Annotated in this window: 14 protein-coding genes; 2 read left to right on the top strand and 12 right to left on the bottom strand. The window is 59.2% G+C overall.

Translation table 11 applies throughout. The annotated features are described in order from the left end of the window. Window positions 1–62: 62 nt before the first annotated feature. The 11 genes from ACRZ9X_RS05480 to ACRZ9X_RS05530 form a co-directional block, all read right to left on the bottom strand. The gene (locus ACRZ9X_RS05480; protein ID WP_480516619.1) at window positions 63–1,052 is read right to left on the bottom strand and encodes a nuclear transport factor 2 family protein; all 990 of its coding nucleotides are present in this window, start codon (window positions 1,050–1,052) and stop codon (window positions 63–65) included. Then, the gene (locus ACRZ9X_RS05485) at window positions 1,049–2,092 is read right to left on the bottom strand and encodes a LacI family DNA-binding transcriptional regulator (RefSeq protein WP_480516621.1); all 1,044 of its coding nucleotides are present in this window, start codon (window positions 2,090–2,092) and stop codon (window positions 1,049–1,051) included. The genes ACRZ9X_RS05480 and ACRZ9X_RS05485 overlap by 4 nt, the downstream gene beginning before the upstream one ends. Continuing rightward, on the bottom strand, window positions 2,085–2,840 hold the full coding sequence (locus ACRZ9X_RS05490) for a hypothetical protein (RefSeq protein WP_480516623.1): 756 nt from the start codon (window positions 2,838–2,840) through the stop codon (window positions 2,085–2,087). The genes ACRZ9X_RS05485 and ACRZ9X_RS05490 overlap by 8 nt, the downstream gene beginning before the upstream one ends. Next, entirely contained in the window at window positions 2,840–3,604 is a 765-nt protein-coding gene (locus tag ACRZ9X_RS05495; protein ID WP_480516625.1) for an SDR family NAD(P)-dependent oxidoreductase, read from the bottom strand. The genes ACRZ9X_RS05490 and ACRZ9X_RS05495 overlap by 1 nt, the downstream gene beginning before the upstream one ends. Then, window positions 3,604–4,656, bottom strand: coding sequence for an ester cyclase (locus ACRZ9X_RS05500; RefSeq protein WP_480516627.1), 1,053 nt, complete (start codon window positions 4,654–4,656; stop codon window positions 3,604–3,606). Before ACRZ9X_RS05500 ends, ACRZ9X_RS05495 begins: the two co-directional genes overlap by 1 nt. Next, window positions 4,653–5,984 carry a histidinol dehydrogenase gene (gene hisD / locus ACRZ9X_RS05505; RefSeq protein ID WP_480516629.1) on the bottom strand — a complete coding sequence of 444 codons (1,332 nt, stop codon included), beginning with the start codon at window positions 5,982–5,984 and terminating at the stop codon, window positions 4,653–4,655. Before hisD ends, ACRZ9X_RS05500 begins: the two co-directional genes overlap by 4 nt. An 11-nt stretch (window positions 5,985–5,995) precedes the next feature. Next, a complete protein-coding gene (locus ACRZ9X_RS05510) occupies window positions 5,996–6,526 on the bottom strand; it encodes an ester cyclase (protein WP_480516631.1) in 531 nt (176 codons plus the stop codon). 4 nt (window positions 6,527–6,530) lie between these two features. Further along, window positions 6,531–7,685, bottom strand: a complete 1,155-nt coding sequence (locus ACRZ9X_RS05515) for a carbohydrate ABC transporter permease (RefSeq protein WP_480516633.1) — start codon at window positions 7,683–7,685, stop codon at window positions 6,531–6,533. 1 nt (window position 7,686) lies between these two features. Continuing rightward, window positions 7,687–8,709: a carbohydrate ABC transporter permease gene (locus ACRZ9X_RS05520; RefSeq protein ID WP_480516635.1), complete on the bottom strand. Its 1,023-nt coding sequence runs from the start codon at window positions 8,707–8,709 to the stop codon at window positions 7,687–7,689. A gap of 67 nt (window positions 8,710–8,776) precedes the next feature. Continuing rightward, window positions 8,777–9,988 (bottom strand): ABC transporter substrate-binding protein, encoded by a 1,212-nt coding sequence (locus ACRZ9X_RS05525; RefSeq protein WP_480516637.1) that lies wholly within the window; start codon window positions 9,986–9,988, stop codon window positions 8,777–8,779. 76 nt (window positions 9,989–10,064) lie between these two features. After that, entirely contained in the window at window positions 10,065–11,111 is a 1,047-nt protein-coding gene (locus ACRZ9X_RS05530) for an ABC transporter ATP-binding protein (RefSeq protein WP_480516639.1), read from the bottom strand. Window positions 11,112–11,264: 153 nt separating this feature from the next. Between ACRZ9X_RS05530 and ACRZ9X_RS05535 the strand changes: the two genes are divergently transcribed. Further along, entirely contained in the window at window positions 11,265–12,278 is a 1,014-nt protein-coding gene (locus tag ACRZ9X_RS05535; protein WP_480516641.1) for an ester cyclase, read from the top strand. Continuing rightward, complete coding sequence (locus ACRZ9X_RS05540; RefSeq protein ID WP_480516643.1) at window positions 12,275–13,147, top strand: amidohydrolase family protein; 873 nt, start codon at window positions 12,275–12,277, stop codon at window positions 13,145–13,147. Before ACRZ9X_RS05535 ends, ACRZ9X_RS05540 begins: the two co-directional genes overlap by 4 nt. Window positions 13,148–13,566: 419 nt before the next feature. Here the strand turns inward: ACRZ9X_RS05540 and ACRZ9X_RS05545 are convergent, their stop codons facing one another. Beyond that, complete coding sequence (locus ACRZ9X_RS05545) at window positions 13,567–14,049, bottom strand: HAD family hydrolase (protein ID WP_480517294.1); 483 nt, start codon at window positions 14,047–14,049, stop codon at window positions 13,567–13,569. Window positions 14,050–14,104 lie beyond the last annotated feature (55 nt).

Raw genomic sequence — 14,104 nt, forward strand, 5'->3', positions numbered from 1 at the left:
CAAAGAGGCCCGGTGGCCATGAAAACGCCGCGCTTCTTCACCAGTTGTCAGACAGGTGGGCATCACAGGTCTCCGGTTGCCAGCAAAAGCTGTTTCCAGATCGCCGTTTCATCAAACAAGGTCCATTCGCGGCGCAGGCGGATATCGCCGCCGATCAGCTCACCCCATTCTGCGTGGCTGATGCCCAACACATACAGCTCGGCCCCGGTGGGTATGCCAAACGCCCCCCAGCCATCATGCTTGCCATGCAGGCTCCAGCGAATTGCGGACCGGGGCGGCATGTTGGGATCATCGCGCCCGATCTGGTGGTGGATGGTAAAAGTGGCGTTGGGCAGTGCCGCGCGCAGAGACATCCAGAACCGATCCACCGCGTCGCGCCCATGTCCTGTGGCTCCGCCTGGATATTCGGTCTGTACCGCACGGTCATAGTCGCGTTCAACCACGCCCATATCCGCGCCCATCATCCGGGTCAGCAGATCGGCATGGCGCTGACCCCATTCATTGTCATTGCCGCGCCCGGAATAGGGCCCCGGCAAATCATTGGTTGGGGTCAGTGGTTTCGCGCAAACTTCGGCCCCACCCTCGCGCGCGATCAGGTCGCGGGCGAACTCTTTCGGCTCCCACCCCATTTGCCGGACGATCGCGTCGTTGTCGCGGATCAGCCATTCATCGTCGATGGCATTGTTGCGCGCGTGGCAGTCGGCCAGAATGCGATAGCGCAGTTTGGACCCGGTGGCCTTTCCAAACGCACCATCGCCCAGATGCGTGGCGGTGGACATGATGCGGTGGCTCGACAGCATCCCGTCCTCGGGCGTGCCGGACCAGATCACATCCTCGCCCAGAAGGGTACGGTCGGGGAACTCGGCCAGCGTCGCCATGGTCGCGCCGATGACACCCTGATTGCCGGTCGAGACACTGCCCGGCATCCGCACCACGATATCCTTGCCGTAATACTCGTGCAGGGTCGCGATGCCGCGATCCTCCCAGATTTCTTTGGTGATCCCGATGATGTAGTCCGGGAAGTCCCGGAATTTCGGATCAAAGCCCTTCATGTCTCGGTCCTTTGTGGTTTCCACCCCTTCGGCAACCGGGCCGAGGTCCGCACGATCAGCGGCCCGTCAATGGCCACTTTGCGTGGTTTGGCCGTGGCCGGGGTGTCGATATGGTCAAGCAATGCGATGACGGTTTCGGCCACCATCAGATTTGCGCGCTGGCGGATTGTCGTCAGGTTATAGGCAGGCCACCCGGCGGGCGGCACATCGTCGTAACCGATGACCGAGACATCCTCGGGCACGCGCAGGCCCAGTTCAAAGCGGATTACGTCCATCGCGGCCAAAGCCATGTGGTCATTGGCCACAAACACCGCGTCGGGCCGTTTGCCGGGGGCAACATCAAACATCCGACGGGCAGCGGCGCGGGCGTTTTCGGTGTGGAAATCTCCGACATCATGGGAGAACACATCCTGCCCGCCTTCTGCCAATGCCGCACGGAACCCGGCCTCGCGGTCGCGCTGGGTCGAGGCACCCTGCCAACCCGCGATATAGGCGATGCGCTTATGCCCTCCGGCCAGTAGAAACTCGGCCACTTTGCGCCCGCCCGCATAGTTGTCCGAGGCCACCGTGGTAATCCCGTCCAGATCCTGCGTGCGGTTGAACAGCACCACCGGAACGCCGGCCTGCTGGCAGCGCATGGCAATATCCGACGACATCGGAACCGAGGCCAGAATGACCCCGTCCACCTGATAGTCCAGAATCTCGTCCATCACGTCGTCAATATTCCCGGCCGAGCGTGAGGCCATGAAGATCAACACGTGATAACCCTGTTCCTGCAGCGCGTTGGAGAGCTTCTCCAACGCCTCGGGGTAAAAATAATTCTCAAGATACCCCACCACCAGACCGATGATGCGGCTTTTGCCCGACACCATCGCGCGGGCCAGAACATTGGGTCTGTAGCCCAGTTCAGAGGCGGCCTTGCGCACTTTGTCTTCGGTCTTTTTACTGACCGAGGCACCGGGCGTGAACACCCGGCTGACCGCTGACTGGCTGACACCGGCCAGTTGCGCAACCTGCAGGGATGTGACCTTTTCAGCCATCCGGTTTCTCTCTGAACAGTGCAGCCAGCAATTTCATCCCAGCATCTAGCCCCATCGTCGGCATACCACGCGGTACGGTCGGGTCGTGAATGCTCAGCCATGCATTGCCATCGTAGTATTGATTCAGGGATTGCAATGCCGCCATTGAACCTTCGGTTTTTGCTATGTCCCGAAGACCGTCTATGGCATGCATCGGAGCTGATTTTACAAACGCACGACCGCACTGTTCACGTTGCTCACGAAATTCGGAAACCATAGCCTGGCTTTCGTCCTGCTTGGACACACCTTCATGGTCCCAACGTTTTGCGTCACGCATGACGGGGGCAACCCGCTCGGTCCAACGAAAACCGCGCGAGATCGTCGGAACCGCAAAGGTCAAATCGCAACAGGCATCCATTACCCCGCGCAGACTATCCGGTATTTGGAAGTCACCCCGGGTGTCCGGCAGTTGGCTTCCGGGGCGCTCGCCCAGAAACTGAACAAATAGCTGATGCACCGTATCGGCATCGGGTTCGTTCAGTTTACCGATCAATTGCTGCGCATCTTCCCGAACAGAGTCTTTGTCGATCTGTTTCAATCCGTATTCGTCCAAGATCGGGCCAAAACGCCCCCAAAAGTGATGCGGTTCCTCATTCACCGTCCCGGCTGAGGGTCGATAGATCATCGTTTTGCCTTCTTCCACGATAGCATCAAGGATCGCATCCCGTAGTCGGCGTTGAATGCTGATATCTTTGTCGTCATAGCGCATCAGTCCGCCGTCCACCCGCCGTCAATCAGCATCGAAGTGCCCGTCACCAGCGCCGAGGCGTCCGAGGCCAGATAGGTGACGGCCCCCATGATGTCTTCGACCTCGCCCACGCGGTCGAGCTTGATCTTGTCCATGATCCATGCGGCGCGTTCTGGGTTGTCGAACGTGGCCTGCGTCAGCGGCGTGCGGATGAAGGTCGGGCAGACCGTGTTGATGCGGATGCGCTGTTTGCCCCATTCGATCGCCATCGCTTTGACCATGCCCTCAAGCCCGTGTTTCGTTGCGCAATAGAGCGCCCGGTCCACACCGCCGACATGGCCCATCTGGCTAGAGATATGGATGATCGAACCTGGCCGACCCGCCGCCAGCAGCGCTTTGGCCGCATAAGATGACAGGAAATAGGCCGAGCGCAGGTTGACGTCGGTCACCGCGTCGAAATCTTCGGGCGTGGTGTCGATTGCCGGACCGTGGCGGGCGGTTCCGGCGGAATTGACCACCACGTCAAAGGCGCGGCCGTCGAACAGCTTTTGCAGCGCCTGCAAGTCACCCTGATCCACCACCGCGGCCTCGGCAGACCTGCCCTGCGCCTGCAGCGCGGCGACGGTCTCCGCCAGACGATCCGCCCCGCGCGCCACACAAACCACATGCGCCCCGGCCTCGGCCAGCGCCACGGCGCAGCCCTGACCGATACCCGACGAGGCACCAGTAACCAGCGCGGTTTTGCCGCTCAGCGAAAACGAGGGGGTGCGGGGCAGGTCAGTCATCAGCTCATTCCATCCGGTATTTCAATTCGGCCCATATTCCGGGCCTTGTTGAATTCCCGCAGACGGGCGAACACGTCAACTCCCAGTTGGCGATAAGCGTCCAGAAGATCGACCAGAACCCAGTTTTCGCGGATCAGGCCATTCTCGAGCCGCCAGAAATCAAGGCTGCGCATGGTGATCCGCTGGCCCGAGGGCGCAATGCCCATCCAGCCGTCATGGGTTACCGTCTGGATCATGTTCGGCCAGCCGGTGACGGCGGCATAATCGCCATCGCCGAAGAAGTGATAGGTGATGTCATCCACATACTTCCCGCGATCGGGCATCCCGTTCAGAAACGGAATCTGGTGCCAGTTGCGAAACCCGGCAAAGCCGCGCCCGGTGCCGATCCCTGCCGGGCCGTACCAGTTCATGCGGGGGTGCCAGAATTTCTCCATCTCCATCACCTCGGGCCCACCTTCCGAGGGGTGTTTCTTGAGGTGATCCAGCATGTCGATGATGTGCTGGCATGTCTGCTGACCTTTGGCGGCATCATATGGCCCCGGCACCAGACCATCCTGCGTCGCGGGACCCGGCACATGCCATTCGTGGCCAAGGCTGGGGGCCATGGGCCAGGCGTTGGCCTGCATCATTACTTCGGGGATGTCCCACAGCGCCTGCATCTCGACGATCTTGCCGTTGCGGAAGCGATAGAATTCATGGAACCGCATCGTCGCCTGATGGCCGGTCGGCGGGATATCCAACCATGGCCCGGTGAAGGTACCGGTATAATAGCCACCGCAACCGACCCAATCCGCACCGTGTTCATCCGGCCCGGCTATGACGATGTAGTCGCGCCGCTCCAAGTCAGGCCATGCGTCCAGCAAACCTTTGTAAGCGGTGTCATAAAACGCATCGCTGCCCGTGCTGTCGCCGAACGGATGGCACAACCGAAACAAGGCGTCCGGAGCGCTGACATTTGCCAACGCCTGCCGCACACCCGTTTCGGTGAAATCATACATAGCCGCCCTGACCTGCGCGATCAGGACCTTGTGCTGTGTATGGATATCACTCATTCGGCGGCGTCCCGATAGGGTGCGGCCTCACCATAGGGCACATTGATCCCGCCATAGCGGCGGACGCGGACATTACATTGCTCGGCATGGCCCACGAAGCCTTCCAGCATGCACAGGCGCGAGCCGTATTCGCCGATCAGCGTCGCCGCCTCATCAGTCAGAACCTTTTGGTAGCTATGTGTTTTCAGGTATTTACCCACCCATAGCCCGCCGGTATAGCGCCCAGCCTTCTTGGTCGGCAGCGTGTGGTTGGTGCCAATCACCTTGTCGCCGTTCGACACATTGGTGCGCGGTCCAAGGAACAGCGCGCCATAGCAGGTCATGTTCTCAAGGAACCAGTCATCGCGGTCGGTCATCACCTGCACATGCTCGGAGGCGATGTCGTCGGCGACCTGCAACATCTCGTCATAGGTGTCGCAGACAATCACCTCGCCATATTCGGCCCAGGACACTTTCGCCGTGTCGGCGGTGGGCAGGATGCCCAGCAGGCGGTCGACCTCGGCCAGAGTCTCTTCGGCCAGCTTGCGCGAATTGGTCAGCAGCACGCACGGGCTGTTATAGCCATGCTCAGCCTGACCCAGCAGGTCTGTAGCACAGAGTTCTGCATCCGCTGCAGTCTCATCGGCGATCACCATGGTCTCGGTCGGGCCAGCAAACAGATCGATGCCCACACGGCCAAAGAGCTGGCGCTTGGCTTCGGCCACAAACGCGTTGCCGGGGCCAACCAGCATGTGGACGGGATCAATGGTTTCGGTTCCCAGCGCCATCGCGCCGATGGCCTGAATGCCGCCCATCACATAGATCTCATGCGCGCCGCCCAGGTGCATGGCCGCGATCACCGCCGGGTTCGGCTTACCCTGAAACGGAGGCGTGCAGGCGATGATGCGCGGCACGCCCGCCACGCTGGCCGTCGCCACCGACATATGGGCCGAGGCCACCATCGGGAACTTGCCGCCGGGCACGTAGCAGCCCACCGATTGCACGGGGATATTCTTGTGGCCCAGAATGACGCCGGGCAGGGTTTCAACCTCGATATCCAGCATCGAGTCCCGCTGTGCCTGGGCAAAATTGCGCACCTGTTCCTGGGCGAATTTGATATCGTCCAGCTCGCGTTCGGTGAGTTGGCCGATCAGATCGTCGATCTGCTCCTGCGACAAGCAGAACGAGGCGGGGGAATAGTTGTCGAACTTCTCGCTCAGCTCGCGCACGGCGGCGTCGCCACGGGTTTCGATGTCTTTCAGCGTGGCCTCGACCACGGCGCGGGTCTTGGCGTCATCTTTGGCCCGGTCAGCGTCAGATTTGCCGCGTTTGAGATACTCGATTGCCATAATCCTGATCCTTATTTGTCGGGGCGGGGCGCGGTTTTCTCACCCCGGTCATAGGCTTCCCAGCCCTCACCGTTGAACAGATCGACCCCCAGCTGCGCGGCCACATGGGCGAAATCCACGTTCACCCAGTTGTCGACGATCTTGCCATCGACCACTTTCCAGAAATCCATATAACGGATTTCAACCCGTTTGCCGGTGGGGGCGATGCCCAGAAACTCGCCGGAATGGGTGGCCTCTTGCCGGCCAAAGGCGGCGGCCCATTCGCCCATGTAAAGACGCGCCTCATCAATGCAGGTTTTGTCCGAAAACGCCGCCTGAAACGGGCGCTGCCAGTTGTCCTGAAACTCTTTCAGGCCGGTTTTGGTGCCGCAACCCTGATTGCCCATCCAGCGGAAACCCTTTGAGAAGAACTCGCCGATATCGTCAATACGGTGGTCGTTCAGACCGTCCACCATGGTTTCGATCACGCGGCGGGTTTCATCCGTTTTGGACATATCCGTATCGCGTGTCAGAACGGCTTGTTCCGGGCGAGAACCCTTCATTTCTTTATCCTTTTACTGCGCCAGCGGTCAGACCGCTTACGATTTGGCGTTGGAAGATCATCACAAGGAAGAACAGCGGGGCGATGATCGACACCGCAGCGGCCACGGCGACCACCTGATCGGTCGTCGTTGTCTCGCGGTTGAACATGCCCGCAATGGCGGGGACCATCGTCTGGTTCTGCGCATCAAGCAGCAGTGAGGTCACAAGAAAGTCGTTATAAGCCAGCAGGAAGCTGAACAGCCCGGTCGTGATCACCCCCGGCCACATCACCGGCATGATCACGCGGCGGAAGGCCTGAAAGTGGTTACAGCCATCGACCCGTGCGGCCTCGTCCAGTTCGGCCGGGATGTTCTGGAAGAACGAGCGCAGCATCCAGATCGTGAACGGCTGATTGATCGCCACCAATACCGCGATCACGGCGAAAGGCTTGCCATAAAGCGTCGGCGCGTTCTCACCCAGAATTGGTGCCAGCCATTCGGCCGAGTTGATGAAGACCGGCAGATAGCCCGCCACCAGAACCGAATGGGGCAGCGCGCGGAAGATCAGCGCGATCAACAAAATCCAGAAGGCCAGCGTCGATCCCGACCGCGCCAGCCCATAACCCGCCAGCGTTCCCACGGTCAGCGATACGGTCACCACCCCGGCGGTCACAATCAGCGAGTTCTTAAAGTTGTTTGAAAAACCCCGGTCAACCCAGACAGTTTTATAATGTTCAGTCGTCATGCCCAACGCATCGCGACCCAAGGGACCGAACAGCGGGTTCAGTACGTTCAGAACCGCAGGCAGGATGACAAAGAACACCAGCAAGAATGCGATCAGTGCGACCAGTACTCCGACCACCCAACCGAACCACTCCTGTCCCGGCGAAGTGTATTCCTTGATCTTTCCGGGCAGTACTTTGGTCACGAGCATCGCCGCGCCCCAGATCACCGCGATGCCTAGGATGATATCCAGAATCGAAAGCCCATTCCCTGTGGCCAGCGTCGCGGGGCCAAAGATCACGTTCAAAGCGTTGCTGTCATAGGCGTCCACTGGGGATTTGACGCTCATGATTGCGATCCAGACGATCGGGAAAGCGGCAACAAGGCACCAAAACGCCAGGAAGATGTTCGAGGTCAGCCGCAGGCTGAGAGGTTGGCGAAGTGCGCGCGAGGACATGTCAGTGGCCTCCTTTATGGTCGCGCCAGGTGCGGCGCAGCGGCAGGATCAGCAAAATGACGATCCCGATCATGGTCAGCATCGCGCTGGCCGAAGCCCGGCTGATCGACCGGTTGCCCGCCTGATCCGGCACGAGGAAGTCGAAGGTCAGCCATTGCAGCGAGATGACATAAGCTTGGCTCGAGAAACCGACGATCTCTTCGAAGACCCTGTAGGCGTCCATCAGGTGGATCATCGAGACAAAAATGATCAGCGGCATCAGATGCGGAATGACGATGTATTTCATCCGCTGCCAACGAGTCGCCCCGTCGATCACGGCGCTTTCCAGACTGTCCTGATTGACGGTCTGCAGCCCGGCGTAAAACACAACGGCCGCAAACGGGGCCACGTGCCAGACACGGTAGAACATCATCAGGATTTCAATCGTCCACGCCTGCGCAAACAGCGCGATGTCTCGGTTCAACCACCATTCCAGCAGCGCCGTCAGGATGCCGTCCCCACGGAACAGCCAATTGATCGACAGCGCGCCAATCACCGGCGTGATGATGAACGGCAGCAGCGAAATAAAGATCACCGGCCCGCGGATTGACCGCGCGGCGTTGTTGATCAGAACCGCGATACCCAGCCCGAACCCGATGACCAGAGGCAGCGTGATCAGCGTGAAGGTCAGCGTGAACCGCAGCGCCTTCCAGAAGTTGATCGTGGACAGGACCGACCAGTTGCCCTCGGTGATCGCGCGCCACGCGCGTTCAGGCTCCAGCACGTTGCGATAGCTTTGCAGGCCGACATATTCGGTCTGGGTGATCACCTCGCCATGCTCATCCAGCTTGGGTTGCGACTTTTCTTCGGTGACGCAAGTCTGGGTCAGAAAGCCGGGGGTGCAGGTCTCGACTTCGACCGTCTCGTAGACGGGTTGGGTGATGTAAAAGCTCTGCTTGAACACGCTGGCCAACGGGAACGCGATAAAGAGAAGCATCATAAAGACAGAGGGGCCAACAAAGGCGGCAAATGTCCTGAAATTCATGGCTCTGCCTTTCTCATGGTTCTCGGGTGGGGAAATAGGGAGGGCACGGGGCCCTCCCCAGAGAGGATCAGTTGCTGATCAGACCAGCCTCTTTCGCGGCGGTGATATAGTCCGCCTCGATATCGGCCAGTGCGGTCTGCGCGTCCTTGGCCCCGGTCAGGTAATCGGCCAGACCATTGCCCAACGCGCTGTGCAGCACACCCATTGCAGCGCTGGCCGGGTAGGCCCCCGCACCGTTTTCCGCCGAAGCCGCAGCGCCAGCAGCCAGTTCGCCGGGCTGGTAAGCAGCGTTCAGCCAGACGGCGGTGTCATTGTTGGCGCTGACCATGTCTCCGTCGATCCCTTCCATGACCAGACGGAAGGCGGCGTCTGCCTCTTCGTCGCTCATGTTCGAGGCCAGAACGATGCCGTCCCACCAGATCGTGGTCGAGGGGCGCTCGGAGCCCATCGGGGCCGACGCCATGGTGACCTTGCCGACCACCTGGCTTTCAGCCTCGTCATTCATGGCAGCGGCGCGGCTGGCCCACAGGTTCGCCATGGCGATCTTGCCCTGCTGGAACTGCTGCTGAACATAGGTGGAATCGGACACGAGGTATTCGGGATCCATGAACTCGGTCATGGCCTTCATCGTCTCAAGCGCTTTAACGCCCTTTTCATTGTTGATCGCAGGCATGTTGCCTTCGCCGATGAACGTGCCGCCTTCGCCCATATACATGTTGACGAATTCCTGTGCCAGGTTCCAACCGGTTTTGAAGGTGCCGCCGATGGGGTATTCCATCACACCGGCCTCTTTGATCTTGGCCGCGGCGGCCAGAACGTCGTCATAGGTCTTGGGCTCTTCGATGCCCAGATCGGCCAGAACGTCCGAACGGTACATCAGGTGCTGCGCGTTCACCATCATGGCGATCGCCATCACCTTGCCGTCGACTTTGATCAGCTGGTTGGGCAGCAGGTCTTGCCCGTATTTTGCAACCAGATCATCCAGCGGACGGATCGTGCCCGCGTTCAGCAGCGGGATCATGGTTTCATTTGCCACACCGCCGATTTGATAGAGCGAGGGGTCGGCAGCGAATGCTTCGGGCTGCTTCTCGCGGAATTCCTGATCCAGCGAGGCGCTGAAATTACCGCACTCGGCCATCGCATCCGTTACCGCTTTCCATGCCTCGAACCCCGCCGATAGCGATTTCAGCGGCACTTCGTTTTCATAGGAACAGGCTGCTGATGCACCGCTTGCTGCGATGGCCATGGCGCCTGCCATTAGGATTGTCTTGAGTTTCATGCGTTTCTCCCTGTCAGGATGGGTCCGTCGTCGACGCCCGGACCGCTGTTGTGCCCCTATGGGCTGTCGTTGGGGGTTACTCCCCGATCCGCGCACCGCTTCCAGCTTCGAAGAGGTGACAGATTTCTGTTGGCACCGAGAACGAGACATCATCTCCGATCTCGGCGCGGAAGGCTTTGTCAGCCTTGACCGAGACCAATGCCCCGCCGACCCGGACCGATATCATGGTTGCGTCGCCCAGCAGTTCCAGCGTGTAGATCGGTGCGGTAATCTGGCCTGCGCCTTCGGCAAGGCTGGCATCTTCGGCCCTGAAGCCCAGCGTCATCGGGCCGTTCGGCGCATCGACCGGAATTTCGACATGCTCGGCGCGGAACACACCACCCGACACCTCACCGTCCATCAGGTTCATGGCGGGCGAGCCGATAAAGCTGGCCACAAACGTGTTCGCCGGACGGTCATAGATCTCGGTCGGGCTGCCGACCTGCTGAACCACGCCCTGTTTCATCACCACAACGCGGTCGGCCAGAGTCATCGCCTCGATCTGATCGTGGGTCACATAGATCGTCGTCACCGCCAATTCGTGGCTGAGGTTCTTGATCTGCGCCCGGGTCGAGACCCGCAGCTTTGCGTCAAGGTTCGACAGAGGCTCGTCCATCAGGAACACATTCGGCTCACGCACGATGGCGCGGGCCAGCGCCACACGCTGCCGCTGACCGCCAGACAGTTCAGCGGGCTTGCGATGCAGGAAATCGTCCAGCTCGACCATAGCGCTCGCGCGGCGCACCTTGTCATCATGGGTCGCCGGATCGATCCCGCGCACTTTCAGCGGAAAGCGAATGTTCTCGTAAACGTTCATGTTGGGGTAAAGCGCATAGCTCTGAAACACCATCGCCACATCGCGGTCTTTGGGTTCCAGATCATTCACCACGTTGCCGTCGATCAGAATGTCACCCTCGGTCACATCCTCCAGCCCTGCGATCATCCGCATGGTGGTGGTCTTGCCGCAACCCGATGGCCCCAGCAGCACCAGAAACTCGCGATCCGCGATTGTCAGGTCGAAATTATGCACCCCAACAAACGCACCCCATCGCTTGCCGACGTTCCGCAACTGAATTTCCGCCATGGTGCCCCCTGCAAGGATTCGGTTTTGCATACGTTTGCAAAACTGTAATTCGCATGCATCAAATCAGGCAAGACTTTTTTGCATACGTATGCAATTATACGCTAGCTGCTCGATTCACCCCCGCGGCACCACACTCGTAATACCCTGACAAAAATGGGAAATACCGTGACCTTCCAGAAAGAGAAAAAAGTTGTCACCGACTTTCACGCGGCCTTGGAGTCAGCGTCAGTCCAAGACGTTTCCGGTGTGATCAGCCGTTTCTGTGCACCAGATATAGTGTGGCGCGGCTTTCACCCGTTCAACCTGATCCAAGGCCCCGACATGGTTGCACAGCAATTCTGGACACCCCTGAAATCCAGCCTGACCCAATTGCAGAACCGGGTCGATATCCTGTTCGCCGGGCAGAATTCGCTGCGGGATGAGGCGGATGTTTGGGTCGTCACCATGGGGCATTTGATGGGGCTTTTCGACCATCCCTGGCTGGGCATTCGCCCGACCGGAAAGCTGGCCTTTCTGCGCTATTGCACATTCTACAAGGTCGCCGGCGGCCAGATCACGGAAACGGCGATGTATTTCGACATACCACATCTCATGGTGCAAGCCGGACAGAACCCGTTTCCTCCGCAAACAGCGGCGCATCTGGTGCAACCCGGCCCAAGGCCACATGACGGTCTGCTGTTGGCAGAACAACCCGTTGCGGACGGGGAAAAAACACTGGCCGTGATCAACGCGATGATTTCGGATCTCGGCCAGTGGGGAAGCGGGTTACCGCTGGAAGAGGAATTGGCCCGAACCTGGCACCACGACATGATCTGGTGGGGGCCCGAGGGGATCGGCGCGACCTACACGATCGAACGCTATGCCAAGCAACATTCGGGACCGTTCCGCGCCGCTTTCAAAGACCGCTCAAAGACCAATCATATCTGCCGCCTGGCCGAGGGGCATTATGGCGGCTTCTTTGGCTGGCCCAACTTCACTGCCACACCCTCAGGGGGGTTCATGGGTATGCCGGCCACGGGCAAACCCGGCGAGTTCAGGGTGATCGATATCTATCGCCGCGCGCAGGACAAGCTGGCCGAAAACTGGATATTCATAGACCTGTTGCATTTCTGGAAACAGCAGGGTGTCGACATTCTGGGTCGGACAACCGGGATTGAGGCACCATGAAGATAGACGCACATCATCATCTGTGGGACCTGAACGCGGTGGAGTATCCTTGGTTGATGGAAAAGGGCGCCGTTCGGTTCTTTGGCGACCCCACGCCGATCCAGCGGGATTACTTGTTGCCAGAGTATCGCGCGGATGCGTCAGCGCAGGGTTTCTCTGCGTCGGTCCATATCCAGGTCGGTGCCGCGGATCCCTGGGCCGAGGCGCAGTGGGTGCAATCCGTGGCCGACCGATATCCGGACTGGCCGCTGGTTCAGGTCGTGTTTTGCGATCTGACGGCCAATGATCTGGAGTACCAACTCGACCGCTTTCAATCGTTACCCTCGGTCCGCGGTGTTCGTCAGATCGTAGGGCGCGCGCCCGGTGAGGATGCCAAAACCGGCACAAATACTCTGCTTGGAAACCCGGCTTTCAAGACCGGTCTGACAGCCTTGGGTGAGCGTGGCCTGTCCTTTGATCTGCAATTACTCCCCGAACTGATGGAACAGACTGCCGAAGTGCTTTCTCAGGCACCGCATACGTCTGTAGCGCTTTGTCACGCGGGCTCACCATATGACCGCAATGCCGAGGGACTAAGTCACTGGCAAGAGGCGCTCAGTTCCTTATCCGAACTGCCTCACGTTTATTGCAAGCTCTCCGGTCTCGGTATGTTTGATCACAACCGGAGCGTGGAAAGCGTCGCACCAATCGTTTCAACCTGCTTGTCGCAATTCGGCGCCCATCGCTGCATGTTCGGCTCGAACTTTCCGGTCGACAGTCTCTCTTCAACCTTCAATGAACTGGTGTCGCGTCTTCAAGAACTGATCCCTGATGCGCATCAGAACTGCGTGTTCCATGACATTGCAAAAAGGTTCTACCGTTTTGAGTAAGCTTTAAAACTGTACTCGAATCTGCTCTGTTTGTTTCGAAGCATTGAAACTAACGGTGCCGGGCGCTTCGCTTCCAAGCTCGGCCCATACCCGACATTCAGCCACCAATCGAGATGCTGCGACCGCAGCCCGCTATCTGGACATTCGCCGCAACCGCAAAATCAAAGACTGCGTGAACTCACGGTTCGCGGGACAAAGACGCCACTAAGGCCAACGAACTGAATGGCTACTTCCTCGAACCTCAAACGGATACAAGAATTTCCGCACCGTAGAGCAGCGGATTTTCAATGCGCGCCATGGCGATCTAAGTTGCGCATTTCGTTGGACCACAACGAAACTGTGCTGGGCCTGGGCATCGACACGCACACGACGCTTGGCCCACCACATTTACGTTGCCTCGGTATCACAAGGTCACTCCGTCAGCGGATAGCACGCGCTAGCTCAACAAAGCTATCCACTTCGAAATCGTACGTGCCGATTTGAGGGAGCTCCGGTTGGTCCTCTGGAGCGTCGCCCCATTCTTCGGGTCTTCGCACGAGAGCTGTTCTGAACCCCACCGCTCGTGCAGCATCAAGATCGAAGGGATGGCAGGCTACCATGAGGCATTCTTCCGGCTCGAACTGGAGCATGCTGGCTGCCGATCGATACGCCTCGGGCAACATCTTATAAACTCCGAGGCCTTCGCAGGAGAGGATCGCATCCCAGTCTAATTCATTAGCGCGGGAGCTATCGATGACCAAACGATAGGAGAGGAGAGTGAAGCTCACGACGAGATACCGTTTGAGGAGCTCTTTCAGGCCTTGCCGAACATCAGACCACGCTTTGATACTGTGCGGAGCGTCCCAGGCAGTCGCTTTATGGTCGGCCACGTCGAACGCCTCAAGGCCCTCGGCGGTCAGCAGGGCATCAAGACAGAACCTGTGCGGTCATCAAAGTTGTAGCTTGGTGGGCCGTTTT

This window comes from Ruegeria sp. AL1 (genome assembly GCF_056540905.1).

What these genes read in the sequence shown, in the direction of transcription:
- ACRZ9X_RS05480 (WP_480516619.1), bottom strand. Translation starts at nt 1,052, where the DNA reads ATGAAGGGCTTTGATCCGAAATTCCGGGACTTCCCGGACTACATCATC.
- ACRZ9X_RS05485 (WP_480516621.1), bottom strand. Translation starts at nt 2,092, where the DNA reads ATGGCTGAAAAGGTCACATCCCTGCAGGTTGCGCAACTGGCCGGTGTC.
- ACRZ9X_RS05490 (WP_480516623.1), bottom strand. Translation starts at nt 2,840, where the DNA reads ATGCGCTATGACGACAAAGATATCAGCATTCAACGCCGACTACGGGAT.
- ACRZ9X_RS05495 (WP_480516625.1), bottom strand. Translation starts at nt 3,604, where the DNA reads ATGACTGACCTGCCCCGCACCCCCTCGTTTTCGCTGAGCGGCAAAACC.
- ACRZ9X_RS05500 (WP_480516627.1), bottom strand. Translation starts at nt 4,656, where the DNA reads ATGAGTGATATCCATACACAGCACAAGGTCCTGATCGCGCAGGTCAGG.
- hisD (WP_480516629.1), bottom strand. Translation starts at nt 5,984, where the DNA reads ATGGCAATCGAGTATCTCAAACGCGGCAAATCTGACGCTGACCGGGCC.
- ACRZ9X_RS05510 (WP_480516631.1), bottom strand. Translation starts at nt 6,526, where the DNA reads ATGAAGGGTTCTCGCCCGGAACAAGCCGTTCTGACACGCGATACGGAT.
- ACRZ9X_RS05515 (WP_480516633.1), bottom strand. Translation starts at nt 7,685, where the DNA reads ATGTCCTCGCGCGCACTTCGCCAACCTCTCAGCCTGCGGCTGACCTCG.
- ACRZ9X_RS05520 (WP_480516635.1), bottom strand. Translation starts at nt 8,709, where the DNA reads ATGAATTTCAGGACATTTGCCGCCTTTGTTGGCCCCTCTGTCTTTATG.
- ACRZ9X_RS05525 (WP_480516637.1), bottom strand. Translation starts at nt 9,988, where the DNA reads ATGAAACTCAAGACAATCCTAATGGCAGGCGCCATGGCCATCGCAGCA.
- ACRZ9X_RS05530 (WP_480516639.1), bottom strand. Translation starts at nt 11,111, where the DNA reads ATGGCGGAAATTCAGTTGCGGAACGTCGGCAAGCGATGGGGTGCGTTT.
- ACRZ9X_RS05535 (WP_480516641.1), top strand. Translation starts at nt 11,265, where the DNA reads ATGGGAAATACCGTGACCTTCCAGAAAGAGAAAAAAGTTGTCACCGAC.
- ACRZ9X_RS05540 (WP_480516643.1), top strand. Translation starts at nt 12,275, where the DNA reads ATGAAGATAGACGCACATCATCATCTGTGGGACCTGAACGCGGTGGAG.